At 69.7% G+C, this 16,133-nt stretch carries 15 protein-coding genes and 2 pseudogenes; 9 read left to right on the top strand and 8 right to left on the bottom strand.

Annotation, left to right across the window (positions count from 1 at the left end):
- Positions 1 to 391 precede the first annotated feature (391 nt).
- The 3 genes from ACIOMQ_RS23345 to ACIOMQ_RS23355 all read right to left on the bottom strand — a co-directional run bounded on the left by ACIOMQ_RS23345 (position 392) and on the right by ACIOMQ_RS23355 (position 3,703).
- Positions 392 to 1,351 carry a hypothetical protein gene (locus tag ACIOMQ_RS23345; protein WP_402190160.1) on the bottom strand — a complete coding sequence of 320 codons (960 nt, stop codon included), beginning with the start codon at positions 1,349 to 1,351 and terminating at the stop codon, positions 392 to 394.
- Positions 1,352 to 1,450: 99 nt separating this feature from the next.
- The gene (locus ACIOMQ_RS23350) at positions 1,451 to 2,863 is read right to left on the bottom strand and encodes a DUF6801 domain-containing protein (RefSeq protein ID WP_401756305.1); all 1,413 of its coding nucleotides are present in this window, start codon (positions 2,861 to 2,863) and stop codon (positions 1,451 to 1,453) included.
- A gap of 192 nt (positions 2,864 to 3,055) precedes the next feature.
- A complete protein-coding gene (locus tag ACIOMQ_RS23355) occupies positions 3,056 to 3,703 on the bottom strand; it encodes a hypothetical protein (RefSeq protein WP_362196341.1) in 648 nt (215 codons plus the stop codon).
- 1,011 nt (positions 3,704 to 4,714) lie between these two features.
- On the opposite strand from ACIOMQ_RS23355, the gene ACIOMQ_RS23360 reads away from it, so the two are divergent.
- From ACIOMQ_RS23360 to ACIOMQ_RS23380, 5 genes and pseudogenes are all read left to right on the top strand, one after another.
- Positions 4,715 to 5,929 carry a helix-turn-helix domain-containing protein gene (locus ACIOMQ_RS23360; RefSeq protein WP_362196344.1) on the top strand — a complete coding sequence of 405 codons (1,215 nt, stop codon included), beginning with the start codon at positions 4,715 to 4,717 and terminating at the stop codon, positions 5,927 to 5,929.
- A gap of 211 nt (positions 5,930 to 6,140) precedes the next feature.
- Positions 6,141 to 6,404, top strand: a complete 264-nt coding sequence (locus tag ACIOMQ_RS23365; RefSeq protein WP_362196347.1) for a hypothetical protein — start codon at positions 6,141 to 6,143, stop codon at positions 6,402 to 6,404.
- A 43-nt stretch (positions 6,405 to 6,447) separates the two neighbouring features.
- Positions 6,448 to 6,705 (top strand): annotated as a pseudogene (locus ACIOMQ_RS23370) (acyl-CoA dehydrogenase); the annotation flags it as partial.
- Between the two features lie 294 nt (positions 6,706 to 6,999).
- Positions 7,000 to 7,827: a hypothetical protein gene (locus ACIOMQ_RS23375; RefSeq protein ID WP_401265623.1), complete on the top strand. Its 828-nt coding sequence runs from the start codon at positions 7,000 to 7,002 to the stop codon at positions 7,825 to 7,827.
- A 58-nt stretch (positions 7,828 to 7,885) separates the two neighbouring features.
- Positions 7,886 to 9,961 carry an MDR family MFS transporter gene (locus ACIOMQ_RS23380; protein ID WP_362196353.1) on the top strand — a complete coding sequence of 692 codons (2,076 nt, stop codon included), beginning with the start codon at positions 7,886 to 7,888 and terminating at the stop codon, positions 9,959 to 9,961.
- A 23-nt stretch (positions 9,962 to 9,984) separates the two neighbouring features.
- On the opposite strand, the gene ACIOMQ_RS23385 is transcribed toward ACIOMQ_RS23380, so the two are convergent.
- Positions 9,985 to 10,434, bottom strand: coding sequence for a YchJ family protein (locus tag ACIOMQ_RS23385; RefSeq protein ID WP_402190347.1), 450 nt, complete (start codon positions 10,432 to 10,434; stop codon positions 9,985 to 9,987).
- A gap of 33 nt (positions 10,435 to 10,467) precedes the next feature.
- Positions 10,468 to 11,237, bottom strand: a pseudogene (locus ACIOMQ_RS23390) (GlxA family transcriptional regulator); the annotation flags it as partial.
- A 21-nt stretch (positions 11,238 to 11,258) separates the two neighbouring features.
- Between ACIOMQ_RS23390 and ACIOMQ_RS23395 the strand changes: the two are divergent.
- Positions 11,259 to 11,417: a hypothetical protein gene (locus tag ACIOMQ_RS23395; RefSeq protein ID WP_402190163.1), complete on the top strand. Its 159-nt coding sequence runs from the start codon at positions 11,259 to 11,261 to the stop codon at positions 11,415 to 11,417.
- Between the two features lie 59 nt (positions 11,418 to 11,476).
- A complete protein-coding gene (locus ACIOMQ_RS23400) occupies positions 11,477 to 12,964 on the top strand; it encodes a membrane-associated oxidoreductase (RefSeq protein WP_402190165.1) in 1,488 nt (495 codons plus the stop codon).
- Positions 12,965 to 12,982: 18 nt separating this feature from the next.
- Here the strand turns inward: ACIOMQ_RS23400 and ACIOMQ_RS23405 are convergent, their stop codons facing one another.
- The 3 genes from ACIOMQ_RS23405 to ACIOMQ_RS23415 all read right to left on the bottom strand — a co-directional run bounded on the left by ACIOMQ_RS23405 (position 12,983) and on the right by ACIOMQ_RS23415 (position 15,023).
- The gene (locus tag ACIOMQ_RS23405; RefSeq protein ID WP_362196359.1) at positions 12,983 to 13,792 is read right to left on the bottom strand and encodes an SAM-dependent methyltransferase; all 810 of its coding nucleotides are present in this window, start codon (positions 13,790 to 13,792) and stop codon (positions 12,983 to 12,985) included.
- A gap of 134 nt (positions 13,793 to 13,926) precedes the next feature.
- Positions 13,927 to 14,163, bottom strand: a complete 237-nt coding sequence (locus ACIOMQ_RS23410; RefSeq protein ID WP_362196362.1) for a DUF397 domain-containing protein — start codon at positions 14,161 to 14,163, stop codon at positions 13,927 to 13,929.
- Positions 14,163 to 15,023: a helix-turn-helix transcriptional regulator gene (locus ACIOMQ_RS23415; RefSeq protein WP_362196365.1), complete on the bottom strand. Its 861-nt coding sequence runs from the start codon at positions 15,021 to 15,023 to the stop codon at positions 14,163 to 14,165. Before ACIOMQ_RS23415 ends, ACIOMQ_RS23410 begins: the two co-directional genes overlap by 1 nt.
- Before the next feature lie 207 nt (positions 15,024 to 15,230).
- Here ACIOMQ_RS23415 and ACIOMQ_RS23420 point away from each other — a divergent pair, with 207 nt between their 5' ends.
- Positions 15,231 to 15,683: an ATP-binding protein gene (locus ACIOMQ_RS23420; protein WP_362196368.1), complete on the top strand. Its 453-nt coding sequence runs from the start codon at positions 15,231 to 15,233 to the stop codon at positions 15,681 to 15,683.
- Positions 15,683 to 16,120, top strand: coding sequence for a hypothetical protein (locus ACIOMQ_RS23425; protein WP_362196371.1), 438 nt, complete (start codon positions 15,683 to 15,685; stop codon positions 16,118 to 16,120). The genes ACIOMQ_RS23420 and ACIOMQ_RS23425 overlap by 1 nt, the downstream gene beginning before the upstream one ends.
- Positions 16,121 to 16,133: the final 13 nt, after the last annotated feature.

Consider the following 16,133-nt stretch of genomic DNA (forward strand, 5'->3'; position numbering starts at 1 on the left):
CCGAGTGACAAAGTCATGCACGAGCTTTGTCGAAATCTGCGCAAGGTCTCCGGCGTGCAGTCTGGGTCCCGCGGCCGACGGAGGCCGGCGCCGCGACGGCTCCAGGTGCACCGAACGAGCAGCCACGGATACGTTTCCGCGCTGCTCAACTGGGACGCTACGGCTCGGTAACCAGCCTTCGCAATACTGGTTCCTGAACTTTTTGCAAGGCGCTCGACGGCCACTTGCTTTTTGTACGCGAGTGAGTAATGAACGTCGCACACTTGTCGATAAGTGAGTCTTCCGGCGTGCGACGAACATGCCTCCGCCCCACTCGGAAAAGAGCTCCGAGCGGGGCGGGCGGCAGCGGAATTCCCCGTGTCTACGGAAAGGGGCCGGACCGGAGGATCACCTACCGCACCACTCCGGCGTGCCAGTTCTCCGCGAGCAGCCGCCCGGCGTCGGGCACCGCCGCGCCCGGCGAGGTCAGGCCCGCCGTGTACGTGGCGGTGTCGTTGAGCACCAGGTTGTTGTTCCCGGACGCCGACGGCAGCCCCGTCTTCAGGTTGACCGCCCAGTTGAGCTCACCGAGGGTCAGGGGGCCGCAGCCGCTCACCCCGGGAACGGCGAAGGAGCTGTCCCCCTGGGCGTTCCCGGTCAGCGCGACCCGGTTCAGCACCCCCCTGGTGTTCGGCGTGCCGTTGGCGTCGAAACGCTGGCTGGCCAGGGCCGGCGTCGTGAGGTTCTGCGGGCGCAGCACCACCGGGTTGGAGGTCGTTCCGATGTAGCACTTCGACCCGAGGAACGGATTCTCCAGGTGGATCCGGACCGGAATGTCGACGATCGGCTTGCCGCCGGTCATCCCGGCGGTCAGGTCGAAGTTGCTGGGTGTGCCCGCCGACTGCACGGTGGCGACGACCCGGTTGAGGCTGTTGTCCGTCAGCTGCCGGCAGATGTCCGAGATCACCGGGATCCCGTTGGGGCACATGAGGCCGAGCAGACCGCCGGGAATCTCGGTCGGAGCTCCGACGATCGCTCCTCCCGCGGGCGCCACGATCCTTGACGCGCCCGTTGCCGCGTTGCGGACGACACCGAACTGGAGGTCGTTCGCGCCGGTCGTCGCCAGGGTGTTGCCGAGCTTGATGGACCCGCTCGCGGAGTGCGAGGCCACGCATATCGCGATCTCCGCCTGGCCGTCCGCGGCCAGCATGGCGGGGTCGTCGACCGGACACCGGGTGAACGGTGCCCAGTTGCCGCCCATTTCCTGGGCGGAGGCGGCGCTCGCCGGTGACGTGCTCAGGGGAATACCGACGGCCACCGCCACCAGGGCGCCGAAAAGAGCGGGCCTGACGCGTCTCGGGGCAGCACTCATTGATGGTCCAGCCTTTCTGGAGAGGGGTGGGGCAGGCGGGGGCCCGTCCGGCGGATCAGCGTCGGACAGGCCCCGGGGTTCCGGGAGTTCCGGGTGAAATCAGCGTTCCGGGCGCGGCCTGGGCGGCTCCGGGCAGTTCGCCGGGACCCCGTCCACACACAGGGCTCCCTGCATCATCTTGGTGTAGTTGCCCTTTCCGGAGACCGCCGCGGTGAATACGTTGTCGAGGTCCTCCGTCGCCCCGCATCCCGTGAATTCCGGAATGTCCGCGGACCCGATGAGCGGTCCCCCGGTCATGACCGTGTAGCCTTCCGCAGCCGGGTTCCTGCCGGTGGACCCCTTCCCGGTCAGCACCAGCTTCATGGGCCGGGCCGTGCGGCAGTCGGGGCCGACGTCCAGCGGCGTGCCGTTCACCTTCACGTCGTAGAGGCGCACGCTCATGTTCGAGATCGCCGTCGTCGTTTCGGGACGGCGCCTGGTGACGGGGTCCGGGCCTTCGGAAAGGGTGTCGATGGTGGTGGGGCCCACGAGTTCGAGTTCCACCGTGGCCGTCGTCGGCATGAAGCCGAAGGTCAGAAATGTGGACCGGGCCGGCGGCATCTGCGCCTTCCCGTTGTAGTCCAGCGTCGCCGCCGACTTGAGCCAGGTCAGACTGCCCTTGGAGCAGGTGTACGCGGCAGTCGCCGAGTTCAGCTGCAGCCTGAGGTGGCCCGGCTCCCTGAAGGCCATCGCGGCGTTCTGCTTCTTCACGTTCGAGTAGCCGGCCATGTAGCCGTGCGCCGCCCTCGGCGGATTCTCCACCGGTCCGTAGACGAGGGTGCAGTCCGGGGGTATCGGTACACGGGGCCCGTCGGCATCGGCCCCGGTCTCCGGCTCCGCGCCCCGGGGGTCCGCCGACACCTCCCGTTCCCACGGCAGTCGGGGAGTCGACGGGGTGGCCGGGACGCCCCCCTCCGGAGCGGGCACGCGGACGTCGGCGAATTCCGGCTCCTGGTCCGGATCCACCGTGCAGGAGACGGACAGGGCCACGGGCTCGGCCGCGGTTTCGCCGGCCGATCGCAGAGTCAGGTCCATTTCCAGCCGGTCCGCCGCGAACACCAGGTCACCGCTGGAGCGCGGCGTCACGGTCGGGACCTCACCCGCGGCTCTGATCACCACGTCCTTGTCCGGGGCGACGGGTGATTGCGCGATGTCCAGGCCCTGCCACATCACGGTGGTCGGCACGCCGTGCTGCGTCACGGTGGTCGCCAGCCGGGCGGAGCCCGAGAGCTGAGGGGTGCCGTCCGACGGTGGTTCCCCCAGCACCGCCCGCGGCACGGTCAGTTCGAGATGCACGTTCTCCGGCTGGACCTCGACTCCGACGCCGGAGGTCGACGGCAGTTCGGCGGAGACGGTGACATCGACCTGTTCCTCCCCGGAGGGAAACGCACAGGTGTAGCCGATGTCCTTCTCGGCCACACGGGTGTCGCTCGCCACACCCGTACCCGGCATGAGTCCGGCCAGAAGTGCCATGGCACCGACGGCGCCGGCCTGCACCACTCGCGGCGGGCGACTCGTCCTTGATCTCATCTCGGCAACCTGCCGTCGTCTCGGAGCTGACTGGTCATCTGGTGGGACGGCGTGTCGTCGGCCGGCTCCGGACGGGAGCTGCGTGCCGGAGACGTCTCCGGCACGCAGCTCGCGGCCGTCGCACCGACTACCGGCTCACGGGGAGGTGACGGTGAGGGGCTGGGCCAGCTTGTAGACCGCCGAGAACTGAGCGCTGTCGCCGTTGTTCATCAGCGAGGCGCAGTTGCTCACGTTCGAGATGCTGAGGCCCGTGCCGTTGGTGATCGTCAGCTCACCCGTGGCGTTGTTGTACTTGGCGTTGCTGGCGGAGCCGGAGATCGTGGCCTTGCAGACACCGAACAGTGTGTCGCCGGTGATCGTCACGCTCACGTTCGACAGGTTGCCCGAGGTGACGCCGCCGCTGTAGCTGGTGGCGTTGAGGCTGATCGGGCCGTTCGCCACGGCACTGAACGCGGATCCGAGCGGGCCGTCGCAGGGGTCGCTGACGGCGTCGCCCCACTTGGCCGAGGCGATCTGCACGAGGTTGTTCCCGTCCGGGTGCACACCGTTGGTGGCGGTACCGCTCGCGGTGGCCGAGTAGCAGGTCACGGACTGGTTGGTGGTCACGTCGAGCAGGTCGGCCGTCGCCCCGGTCTTCAGGACCGCCGAGAACGAGTTGTTCGCGTTCGGATTGGTGACGGTCCACTGGGCCTGCGCGGTGGCCGAGGCCGAGGTGGCGGCCAGGCCGAACGCGGCAGTGGCGACGGCGGTGGCGAACAGGGAACGCTTGATGATGCTTCTCACGGAAAAGCCTCCGAGGGGAGTGGAGTTGGACGTACCCGATTACCTCGTGCCGCACCCGGTAATGGGCTCGGTACGAGGGCGGCTCACATCGTGGATCGCAGAAGTCCATGGACTCGACTGCGTGATCGAACTCCGTGCGGATCGAACGTTACGAGCCAGTAGCCCGACGCTGCAATACCCGGCGCAGAAATTCCCTCACCCTCTCGGCGACGGCATTCCGGCTTAGCGAGAACTCAGCAGATCGCCACGGTTTTCTATACGAAAGTGAGTAGTTGTGCCGGGGTCACGTGCCCGGCGGGCCGCCGGACACTCACCTCGGGCGCAGTCGTCGCCGACGGAGCGCACCGCCGCCGCCCGCTTACTCGCCGGTAAGATCGTCTGCCCAGCGGCCGAATGCGGTCCGGGCGCACCCCGTCGCGCCACCGCCGAACCGCGCGGAGCCTCGGCACGGAGGACCGCGCGGCCGGCTCCGGCGGACCGGACCGGATTACTCCGCACCGCGGGCGGCTGACGGGTTTTCCGTTTTTCGCGAAACGGATCCATCGGTTTGTCCGCGAATCGCGGAGATTCCGTCACCCGATGAAAAATGACTTCTTCGCCATGACCCGAAATGTATTCCTCCTTCTCGGATTCGACACGCGGGGCGACGGAGAAAGCAGGGCCGCGGCACCGGCGCGCGGCAGCACGGGCACCGCCCCGAAAGACCCGCCCCCTCGGGAACAGGCCCTCACAACCCGGCGTCCGCACGGCCCGGGGCCGCTTCCTTGTCGCCGGAGGAGTAGATGTCCGAAAAACATTGTCCTGAAGTGAGCACTCCCGTCCCACCTGCACGGAAGCCCCACAACGCGGCCGAGGTGTGTGCCCCCTGCACTTCGATCTTGTCCAAGTGGTGGGCACAACCGCTCACTTGGTCTATCTTCATCGCGGACTTGATACGCACCTGTCGGTTCGTGGGAGCGCTTTCCCCACCGCCTGACCCCCCACCGGGCGCCGGAGAGCAAGGGGACAGTCATGCCGAAACTCATTCAGCCGTCGGACACGGGGGATCCGCTGGGACCGCTCCCCCAGGAATTCGCCGCGATCATGCGGCCCGAACTGCCGAGCCTCATCAAGGAGATCGGCGTCGAGGTCACCCGGGCCTATCCGGAATACGCCCGCCTGCTCAGCGGCCCCAACGGGCAGGCCATCCGCGTCGGCGTCGAGCAGAGCCTCTCCTCCTTCGTGGACCTGGTCGCCGAGCCGTTGACGTCGACTTCGCTGCGCGACGACATGTGCCGCCGGTTCGGGCGGTTCGAGGCCTACGAGGGCCGCACCATGGAGACGCTGCAGGGCGCCTATCGTCTCGGCGCCCGGGTGGCCCTGCGCCGGGCCAAGAAGGTCGGCCGGAGTTACAACTTCTCGCCGACGCTCATGCTCAGCTTCGCCGACGCGCTCTTCGCCTACGTCGACGAGCTCGAATCCCTGTCCCGGGAAGGCTTCCTGGAGGCGCAGTCGCAGACCGGCGAGCAGATCGAGGCCATGCGCCGACGCCTGCTGCATCTGATCCTCGCCGGGCGCCCCGCGCCCCGTACCGCCATCGCCGAACTGTGCGAGCAGACCGGATGGGCGCTGCCCGAACAGGTCACCCTGGTCGCCGCCCGCTCCCCCGTCGGCCTGGACCGGGCGGTGGCGGACCGGGACGTCCTGGCCGATCTCAGCGACCCGCAACCCCACTTATTGATCCCCGGCGCATTCGACGACGCGCGAAGACACATGCTGGACGAGGCCCTCCTCGGCACCCACGCCGCGATCGGCCTGACCGTTCCCACCGCCCTGGCCTCGGACTCGATCCGCTGGGCCCGGCGCGTCCTCGAACTCGTCGACACGGGCGTCATCGACGACGCGCCCGTGATCCTCTGCGAGGACCATCTCATCACCCTGTGGCTGCTCTCCGACCCGGTACTGGTCGACCAGCTCGCCCAGCGCGAACTCGCACCGATCTCCAAAATCAGCGCCACCCGCAGGGAGCGGCTGGTCGAGACCCTGCGGATCTGGCTGGACACCCGTGGTACCGCGGCCCACATGGGCGAGCTGTTGGATGTCCATCCGCAGACGGTTCGCTACCGGATGCGCAATCTGGAGTCCATCTTCGGCAAGCAATTGACCGATCCCGAGAGCCGGTTCTCCACCGAGGCCGTGCTGCGCGCCCTCCGGTTACGGGCCCGGAGCGACGAATCGACCCCATGAGACGGATTTCGACCGGATCACGGCCCCCACCACGAGTCAACTTACTTGTGGGTAAGGCAAAATAGCCGGTCACTCTCAAAACGGTTGCCACACGGAGACGTCCTCAACGAGAAACCCGGAACTGCGTCCCGTACACATGGAGGAGTCGGCCGCCCACCCGGCGGCCGCACCACGGCACCACCTCCTGGCCAACCATCCGAGAGGGGCCCCCATGACCGCCTCCCACCTCCTCGTCCCCGTACCGATCCCGGACCGGGTCGCCGCGCTGATCGGGTCCTGCATCCCGCCGCACATCCTGCAGGCGGAGTTCGACGCCGAGTGCGCCGCGCGCGAGGTGCGCAGTTTCCGCGGCCCGCGGCTCTGCGTCGAGGACCAGGCCGACCGCGAGCAGGCACTCTCCGAGCTGGCACGTGCCAACAAGCTCCTCGCCGCGCACCACCCCAGGCTGCCGGTGCGCCCCGGCGCCTGCTGGTGACCCGCCCGCACCTTCTCCGCTCCACACGCGTCCTGCGGACGGGATCGTGCCGCCCGGCACGAAAGGGCTCGCCGCGAGCCGCACCATCAGGAAGCTCGGGCTGCGTGCCTCGCGCACGGCGGACGTCTTCCTGGACGGCGTACGCGTTCCCGGGCACTGCCTCCTCGGCGGGAAGGCGAAGCCGGACGCCCGGCCGGTCCGTGCCCGGGAGGGTACGAACGCCAAGGGGCAGGCGGCGATGGCGACCTTCGAGGTCAGCCGCCCGACCGTCGGCGCGCAGGCGCTGGGCATCGCACGGGCGGGATCCTGCGGCTGGTCGTCGCGCGGGCGATCTCCGGGCGCCACATCCGCTGATCACTCCGGCGAGGACGGCAGGCGCGCCCGTCCGCGTGCCCGGCGCCGCCGGCCACCCGCATCCGGTACGCCCCGTAGGGATCGGCCGCGAGCGCGGACGAGAGAATGTCGGGCAGTGGCGACGATTGCGATGCGGTCGACTCGTACGGGGCAGACGTCATGACGCTCCGGGGTCGTGAACGGGCAACGCCGTCAAGGTCATTGATCAGCCGTCCACCGACACGTCCCTTGGGGGAACGCCATGCCCGCCGCCCCGCGCCCGTCCGTCCTCTATGTCACCGACCTCGCCTACGAGGCGCGCGGCCGCCGCTACTGCGACGAGGACATTCATCTGACGTCGCGGCTGCGCGAGGAGTTCGATGTCGCGCTCTGTCACCCCCGGGACGCCGCCGCGCTGCTGGACGGCTTCGACGCGGTCGTCGTACGCAACAGCGGTCCGGTACTGCACCACCAGGAGGCGTACGACGCGTTCCGCGCGCGGGCGCGGGAGCGGGGCGCACGGGTCTACAACCCGCTGCACGGCCGGGGAGACATGGCGGGCAAGCAGTACCTGGTCGATCTGAGCCGGGCCGGATATCCGGTGATCCCCACGGTGGACCGGGCCGCGGACCTGGGGCTGCTTCCCGGGGCCTCGGAGTACGTGGTCAAACCGAAGCTGGGCGCGGACTCGGTCGGTCTGCGGTTCATACGGGAGGCCGGACTGCCCGAGGGCGAGGACGGCAGCGTGCTCGTCCAGCCGCGGATCGGCTTCCGCTACGAGGTGTCGTTCTACTTCATCGACCGGGACTTCCAGTACGCGCTGTACGCACCGCACCCGGACGAGCGGTGGGTGCTTCAGCCGTACACGCCGGACGCGGCCGATCTGGAGTTCGCCCGCACGTTCGTGGAGTGGAACGGTCTCGACCACGGCATCCAGCGGGTCGACGCCTGCCGGACCGTGGCGGGCGAGCTGCTGCTCGTGGAGTTGGAGGACCTCAATCCGTATCTCTCGCTGGACCGGGTGGCGCAGCCGGTCCGGGAAGCGTTCGTCACCCGTATGAAGGCTTCCGTGCGGGATCTGCTGGCCTGACGACACGTCTGGCCGTCCCCCACATGCGGGAGCGGCGGGCCGGTGTGAGGGTGCAAGCGTGACCACTGCCAGCGAGACCGCCCCCGCCGCGCAGAGTGCCGCCGCGCCGCCCGTACTCGATCCGCGCCGCCGCAACATCGTCTTCGCGACGATCGTGCTGGGGATTCTGCTGGCGGCCCTGGACCAGACGATCGTCGGCACGGCACTGCCGACGATCGTCTCGGACCTCGGCGGCGCCGCCCACATGTCGTGGGTGGTCACCGCCTATCTGCTCGCCGAGACGGTGGCGACGGTCCTGGTCGGCAAGTTCGGCGACCTGTTCGGCCGCAAGATCATCTTCCAGCTGTCGGCGATCATCTTCATCACCGGCTCGTTCCTGTGCGGCTTCGCGACCAATATGACGCTGCTGATCGTCTGGCGCGGACTGCAGGGCATCGGCGCGGGCGGGCTGATGGTGACCTCGATGGCGTTGATCGCCGATGTGATCCCGTTGCGCGAGCGCGGCAAGTACCAAGGTGCGATCGGTGCGGTCTTCGGGGTGTCGACGGTGATCGGGCCGTTGCTCGGCGGGCTCTTCACCGACCATCTGAGCTGGCGCTGGGCGTTCTATGTGAATGTGCCGATCGCGATCGCGGTGGTCATCGCCGCGGCCCGGACGATCCCCTCGGTGAAGGCCGCCGGACGGCCGGTGATCGACTACCTGGGCATCGCGATGGTCACGGTGGGCGCGAGCGCGCTGATCCTGGCGACCAGCTGGGGCGGCAATGAGTACGCGTGGGGGTCGCCCGTCATCATCGGTCTCTTCGCCGGTGGTGTCGTGGCGCTGGCCCTCTTCTGCCTGGTGGAGTTCCGGGCCGAGGAACCCATGCTGCCGATGCGGCTGTTCCGGAATCCGGTGTTCACCGTCTGCTCGATCCTGAGCTTCGTCGTGGGCTTCGCGATGCTCGGCGCGATGATCTTCCTGCCGACGTATCTGCAGTACGTGGACGGGGACTCGGCGACCCTGTCGGGGGTCCGGACGCTGCCCATGGTCGTCGGGCTGCTGGTCGCCTCGGTCTTCAGCGGCAATGTGGTGTCCAAGACGGGCCGGTACCGGATGTTCCCCATCGTGGGCTCGCTGATCATGGCGGTGGGGCTGTTCCTGCTCTCCCGGATGGGTCCGGACAGCAGTGTGTGGCTGGAGTCCCTCTACATGCTGGTGCTCGGCGTCGGCATCGGCCTGGCCATGCAGGTGCTGACGATCGCCGTGCAGAACACGGTCGACTACGCGGATCTGGGTACGGCGACGTCGGGCGTGACGTTCTTCCGTACCCTCGGCAGTTCCTTCGGCACCGCGGTCTTCGGCACGATCTACGCCAATGCGCTGAAGCCGAATCTGTCCGACGGCGTCGCCGCCGCGGCGCGGGCGGGCGGCGACCCCGCGGTGCTGGCGAAGGCCGCGCTGAGCCCGGAGGGGCTGCACGGTCTGCCCGCCGCGCAGTCCGCGCCGCTGGCCCGGGCGTACGCCGACACCCTGCACACCGTGTTCCTGTGGACGGTGCCGGTCGCGATCCTGGGGTTCGTCGTGGCGCTCTTCCTGAAGCAGGTGAAGCTGCGCGACACGGCCCGGGTCGGGTCGACGGACATGGGCGAGGGATTCGCCCAGCCCGGCGCCGGCGACTCGGCCAAGGTCCTGGAATTCACCGTGGCCAAGATCCTGCACGGAGCGGGGCCGGACACGGCCCGGCGGATCATCGCGGACTCGGACACCCGGCTGGACATGGCGGGAGCCTGGGCGGTGATGCAGGTCGAGCTGTTCACCCGCATGGTGGGCCATGCGGGACTGGGCCTGATCGCGGCCCGGCACCGGATCCCGCCGGAGGTGCTGGTGCCGGTCTTCGACCGGATGATCGAGGAGGGATACCTCACCGGCGACGGCCGTCTGTTCACGCATACGGACGCCGGGAGCCGGGAGGCTGCGGCGATCAATGACGCGTGGGCGTGTTGGCTCAACGAGCGGCTGGACGAGAACGGAGCCCGCCCGGACGACCGGCAGCTGCGGGCGGCGGTGGACGTGATCGCCAAGCGGTTGCTGGCGGAGGACCTGGCGCAGGAGCTCTCGCCCGAGAAGCCGCGGGTGGGGGCCGCCGGCTGACCGCGCTCCACGGCGCGGCCCGGTCAGTCCGCGAAGACCGCGGTCGCGTACACCCAGGCGCCCTCGTGCCGGACGAAGCAGCTCTTCTCGTGGAGCGAATCGGGCCGCCCGTCGTCCGTGAAGTGCGCGCGGAAGGTGACCGTGCCCGTGGTGTGGAACGCGCTGCCGTCCGTCGTCTCCAGGATCTCCAGGCGCACCCATCGCATCCCGGCATCGAAGTCGACGGCGGGCGGCCGGGTGTCGGGGTGCCAGGTGCGGAGCAGGTACGCCTCGTTCCGGACGGCGAACGCGGCGTACCGGGAGCGCATCAGCGCCTCGCAGGTCGGCGCGGCAAGGGTCCCGGCGTGGAGCCGACCGCAGCAGTCCGCGTAGGAGGCGGGCAGGCCGCACGGGCACGGCGAGTCCGCGGTGACCGCGGAAGGCCGCGCTCCGGTGGTGGCGGACCGCCTCGGTCGTGTGGTGCGTCGTGACATGCCTCCATTGTCACCCGCGGTCCCGGCGGCTCGGCCGGGCGGGGTGGAGCGGCGACGGTACTGGCTGGGGGGCAGGCCGGTGCGGCGTCGGAGCTGGGTCCGCAGATTCGTCGCCGTACCCAGCCCGCCGGCGCGGGCGACCACGTCGAGACGCTCCTCGCCGCGTTCCCTCAGCCGGCAGGCGAGGGTGATCCGGCGTTCGGTCAGCCGGCCGGGCGGGGTCGTACCGAGCCGGGCCCGGAAGCGGCGGTGCAGGGTGGCCGGGCTGACAGCGGCGGGGCCGGTCACGGTGAGATCCGTGCCGAGGCGGTCCTCGGCCCAGGCGAGGAGCGGGCCGAGCGAGGTGCCGGCGGCGTCGGACGGGGGGTGCTCGACGAACTGGCTCCGGCCGCCGTCGCGATGGGCCGCGAAGACGAGGCGGCGGCTCACCGCGGCGGCGATCCCCGCGCCGTGGTCAAAGCGGATGATGTGGAGCCCGGTGTCCAGGGCGGCGGCACTGCCGGCGGCGGTGATCACCGTCCGTCCTCCACGAACAGCACGTCGGGATCGAGCTGGACCCGCGGATGGCGGGCGGCGAAGGCATCGGCCCGGCGCCAGTGGGTGGTGGCCCGTCGTCCGTCCAGCACGCCGGCCGCGGCCGGCGTGAACGTCCCCGTACAGAAGCTGACCAGCCTCGCTCCCCGGGCGTCCGCGCGCCTGATCGCGTCGAGGACGGCCGGATCGGGTTCGCTCTCCGGGTCGGGGCGGTTCGGCACGACGACGGTGTCGGCCCGGTCGACGGCGCCGAGCCCGGCGACCCCGGACCGTCACCCCCGCCAGGGGGGGTGTTCGTCGTACCGCGCGGGACCTGGCACAAGCCGTCCGCCGCCGACGGGGCATCGGTCCTGTTCTTCGAGCCGTCCGGTACGCCGTCGGTGGGCGACAGGCACAACGAGAGCCCCGGGCATGTGGACGCGGCGACCGGTCACGAGCTGGGCAGCTGAACGCGCCTGGAGCCCAACGGGGTTGACACCGCGGCGGACCGCGGGTCAGAGTCCCGCCGATGGAGATCACCGAGCTGACCCCCGCCGAACGCCGTGTATGGGATGCCTTCCCGCGCGGTGTTCCCGTCGACTTCCGTACCGGTGTGGCGGCCGAGGACGCCCCGGACACAGGAGCCGGCTGGGGGCCGGAGCGCACGGTGCGCGGCGAGGTGCTGCGGGCCCTGCTGATCGGTGGCCGGCGGGAGGACGGTGAGGTGGCGGCGCTGCGTGTGACGGGGGCGCGGATCTCGGGCTCCCTGAACGTGCGGTACGCGACGGCCGAGTACGCGGTGCTGCTGGCCGGCTGTCACTTCGAGCAGGCACCGAATCTGTACGGGGCGCAGCTGCGCCAGCTCAACCTCAGCGATTCGGTGCTGCCGGGGCTGACCGCCGCCACCCTCCGGATCGACGGGGTGCTGAGGCTCACCGGCTGCCGGGTCTCCGGCCCGGTCCGGCTCGGCGGTTCGAGGATCACCCAGGCGTTGTTCTTCGACCGTGCCCGGATCGGGGTGAACGCCGACGGGTCGACGGCGGACAGCGGCGAGGCGGTTCTCCAGCTCAATCATGTGATCGCCGGGGACGACCTCTGGATGCCGGGGCTCGTCGTGCACGGTGAGTCCCGGCTCGACGGCGCCGCCGTCAACGGGCAGATCCTGTTGAACGACGCCGAGCTGCGCAATCCCGGGGCGACCGCCCTCCAGGCGGAGACGCTGACGGTCGGCTCCGATGTGCACGCGATGCGCATCCGGGTCGAGGGGCGGACCAACGTGCGGGGCAGCCGGATACCGGGGCAGCTCAACTTCGCGCACGCGCGGCTGTCGAACCCCGGCGGGGTGGCCGTGCGCGCCAGCAGCTGCACCGTCGGCGAGCTCTGGCTCCGGGAGGCCGCGCCGATCGAGGGAGAGGTGAATCTGCGCCGCGCGCAGATCGATCTCCTCCACGCCGACCCGGCGATCTGGCCGCGCGAGGTCCGGGTGGACGGGCTGACGTACACCGTGCTGCTCCCCCATCTGCCCGCCGAGCAGCGGCTGCCGCTGCTCGAACGCGAGGAGGAGGGCTACGTTCCGTACGCGTACGAGCAGTTGACGGCGGCGTACCGGCGGATCGGCGACGACGACGCGGCACGCACCGTGCTGCTGGCCAGGCAGCGCGCCCATCGCGCGACCCTGCCGGGGTACGCGCGGGCGTGGGGACATCTGCAGGACGTCACCGTGGGGTACGGCTTCCGGCCGGTGCGGGCGGGCGCCTGGCTCCTGTCGCTGCTGCTGATCGGGGCGCTGGCGTTCGGACTGCACCGTCCGGCGCCGCTGAAGGCCGGTGAGGCCCCGCCGTTCAACGCTTTCTTCTACACCCTGGATCTGCTGCTGCCGATCATCGACTTCGGGCAGGAGAGGGCGTTCAATCCGCAGGGCTGGTACCAGTGGCTGTCGTATCTGCTGATCGCGGCCGGGTGGCTGCTCGCCACCACGATCGCCGCGGGCATCACCCGGTCGGTCAGCCGCCAGTGACCGGCCGGTGCCGGATGGTCAGGCCTTGCGGGCCACGCCCGCGTAGCCCGGGATCGGCCCGTCGCCGGGGACGTCGACGGCCTCGCCGAGCTCCGGGTGCCAGTCCGCGGAGAGCGAGACGCCCGGCTCGACGAGTTCGAGCCCGTGGAAGAACGTGGTGAATTCTGCCTGGGACCGGAGGCGCAGCGTCATCCCGCGCGCCTTGTACATGGCGGACGCCTTCGCCGCGCCCTCCGGGTCGAAGTCGCCGGTGGTCTGCGAGAGCACCAGGTAGCTGCCGGAGGGGAGCCGCTCGACCAGGCGGTCGACGAGTTCGGCCGCGCCGTCCTCGTCGTCCAGGAAGTGCAGCAGGGCCAGCAGCGAGAGTGCGATCGGCTTGCCGAAGTCGAGGACCCGGCCGGCCTGCTCGAGGATGACCTCCGGTTTGCGGGCATCGGCCTGGATGTACTCGGTGGCGCCCTGCGGGGTGGAACGCAGCAGGGCCGCAGCGTGCGCGAGGACGATCGGGTCGTTGTCGCAGTAGACGATGCGCGCGTCCGGGGCGGTCCGCTGCGCGATCTGGTGGAGGTTCGGCTCGGTGGGTATGCCGGTGCCGATGTCGAGGAACTGGCGGATGCCGTTCTCGGCCAGCCACCGGGTGGCCCGGTGCATGAACGCCCGGTTGACCCGGGCCATGTCGCGCCCTCTGGAGTCCAGGGCCAGCAGCTGCTGGGCCATCTGTTCGTCGACCGGGTAGTTGTCCTTGCCACCGAGGAACCAGTCGTACATCCGGGCGGGATGCGGCTTGCTGGTGTCGATCTCGACGGCTCGGGGGGCTTGCCCGGTCATAGCGCGCTCCATGGGTCCATAGGTCGGCGAACAACAAGAGTGTGGGGCGGGACGGGCTCCGGCGCTGCGGATTCGGGTGAGAAAGCCGTCGTTCTGGTGAGCGGGCCGCTGATTCCGGTGAGCGGGCCGCTGATTCAGGTGAGGAGGAAGTCCGCCTGGCCGGACTTGGCGCCCTGGATGAAGGCGGCGATCTCACGGTGGGTGTAGATCAGGGCGGGCCCGTCGGGATCGGCGGACTGACGCACGGCGATTCTTCCGTCGGACAGCTTCATTGCTTCGACGCAGTTGCCTCCGTTCCCACCGCTCCACGGCTTGTGCCAGCCCTCGGTGCCGAGTTCGGCGGCCGGCATGCCGTTGTATATGGGATCCATCACAGCTCCTTGCGGAAGTCCCGGAGGATTTCCTTCGTGCGTTGTGCAGTTGCGGCCTGAGCCGCCATGCGGTCCATGACTTCGAGGTAGGAGGCCACCTCGGGGCGCGCGTCGAAGTAGACGGCTCCGGTCAGGTACTCGCTGTAGACCATGTCGGGGAGTTCGGGGACGCCGAAGCGGAAGAGAACGAAGGGACCGTAGGTGCCCGGGTGGTGACCGGTCGAGAATTCCGCGATCTGCAGCGTCACGTGGGGCATCTCGGTCGCTTCGAGCAGCCGGTCGATCTGTCCGCGCATGGCGTCGACGCTGCCGACGGGGCGGCGCAGCACCGTCTCGTCCATCACCACCCACAGTTTCGGGGCGTCGGGCCTGGTCAGCAGGGACTGGCGCTGCATCCGCAGCGCCACGTGGCGTTCGATGTCCTCGGGTCTGGTCTGGCCGACGGCTCCGGTGCGCATCACCGAGCGCGCGTAGTCCTCGGTCTGCAGCAGTCCGGGGACGAAGTGCGGCTCGTACATGCGCAGGAGGCTCGCGGCGCCCTCCAGGCTGACGTACATGCTGAACCAGTCGGGCAGCACATCGTGGAAGCGCTGCCACCAGCCGGGCTTGTTGGCCTCCTCGGCGAGTTCCACGAAGGCGTCGGTCTCGTCGTCGGCGATCCCGTACGCCTTCAGCAACAGCTGGACATAGGGGATCTTGAGAGCGACCTCGGCGGTCTCCATCCTGCGTATCGTCGCAGGTGCGACCCGCAGCACCTTGGCAGCCTGGTCACGGCTCAGGCCGACACGCTCCCGCAGATCCTGCAGGCGTTTGCCGAGAACGACCTGACCCACGGTCGGGGCGGACCGCGGTTCGCTCACTTCAGACCTCCCGATGCGCTGTTTGGCAGCAGTGTGCCATGCGCGGGCCGCCCAAGACACAGTCACTCTGAAATTTTCAGAGTGCCTCTTGCCAAGTGTTCTCGACAGGGGGAGAGTTGGTGAGTGAACCAGTTCACTTAGTCGCAACCGCCCTCATTCATGTGAGGTCGCGGAGTGTGACGCAGCCCCCACTGTGAGGAATCGGTTGTGGCACCTGGCAGTGCGCTCATCCCCCGGCTCATGGACCTCAGACCCGGGACGGAAGCGCTCCGGTACTGCTTCGCGCTGCCCGCGCACCCCGAGTCGGTGGCCGGCGCACGGCGGCTGACACGGGCCCGGCTCGACGAGTGGGGGCTGGACGAGGACGCGCACGAGGCGGCGATCCTGATCGTCTCGGAGCTGTTCACCAACGCGGTGGTGCACACCGTGAGCGCTCGCGTCGTGTGCGAGCTGCGATGCCTGGACGGACGGCTGCGGATAGCCGTGCAGGACCAAGGACACCAGCCCGGCGGGCCGCGGCTGTGCCGCACCGCCGATGACGAGCACGGACGCGGCCTGCTGCTCGTCGACGCGATGAGCAGTTCCTGGGGTTCCCGCGGCGCGGGCAACGGCTCGGGACGCATCGTCTGGGCAGAACTGCCGCACGGCACGGAGCGGTGATGCTGAGGAACGCGATGTCCCATCTGCTCGGAACACGGCACTCCCCCGAGCGGCGCGCCACCGGCACGGGCACGGTGCAGTTGCCGTTGCCGCCCGCGCTGTCGGCGACCCTGGGCTGCGACGCGGTGGGGGTTCCGGCGCGGTACGGTTTCCGGCTGATGTCTCATCTGCCACGCACCGGTTGCGTCTTCGCGGACGCCGACCGCTGGTGGTGGATCGTGCCCGCGGGTTCCGATCTCGATCTGGACTGGCCCCCACAGGTCTCCTACGCGAAGGGGGCGTTCGTTCCGGCGGTACGGCCCCGGCTGATCCACCAGCCCGACAACCGCACACCGTACACACCGCCGATCCCACTCTTCCTGATGGTCTGCCAGGTCACCGGTGTGACGCCGTCGTGGGCCCCGTCCGGCGGCGCACGCGCGGTCTCCGCCACCTGACGCGGCCCGGAGA

Origin of the sequence: Streptomyces sp. NPDC087845 (genome assembly GCF_044742755.1) — a bacterium.
Taxonomy (GTDB): Bacteria; Actinomycetota; Actinomycetes; order Streptomycetales; family Streptomycetaceae; genus Streptomyces.

Coding starts and splice junctions, on each gene's coding strand:
- ACIOMQ_RS23405 (WP_362196359.1), bottom strand. CDS start 13,792: ATGACCGGGCAAGCCCCCCGAGCCGTCGAGATCGACACCAGCAAGCCG.
- ACIOMQ_RS23350 (WP_401756305.1), bottom strand. CDS start 2,863: ATGGCACTTCTGGCCGGACTCATGCCGGGTACGGGTGTGGCGAGCGAC.
- ACIOMQ_RS23345 (WP_402190160.1), bottom strand. CDS start 1,351: ATGAGTGCTGCCCCGAGACGCGTCAGGCCCGCTCTTTTCGGCGCCCTG.
- ACIOMQ_RS23375 (WP_401265623.1), top strand. CDS start 7,000: ATGCCCGCCGCCCCGCGCCCGTCCGTCCTCTATGTCACCGACCTCGCC.
- ACIOMQ_RS23425 (WP_362196371.1), top strand. CDS start 15,683: ATGCTGAGGAACGCGATGTCCCATCTGCTCGGAACACGGCACTCCCCC.
- ACIOMQ_RS23365 (WP_362196347.1), top strand. CDS start 6,141: ATGACCGCCTCCCACCTCCTCGTCCCCGTACCGATCCCGGACCGGGTC.
- ACIOMQ_RS23410 (WP_362196362.1), bottom strand. CDS start 14,163: ATGGATCCCATATACAACGGCATGCCGGCCGCCGAACTCGGCACCGAG.
- ACIOMQ_RS23400 (WP_402190165.1), top strand. CDS start 11,477: ATGGAGATCACCGAGCTGACCCCCGCCGAACGCCGTGTATGGGATGCC.
- ACIOMQ_RS23385 (WP_402190347.1), bottom strand. CDS start 10,434: ATGTCACGACGCACCACACGACCGAGGCGGTCCGCCACCACCGGAGCG.
- ACIOMQ_RS23360 (WP_362196344.1), top strand. CDS start 4,715: ATGCCGAAACTCATTCAGCCGTCGGACACGGGGGATCCGCTGGGACCG.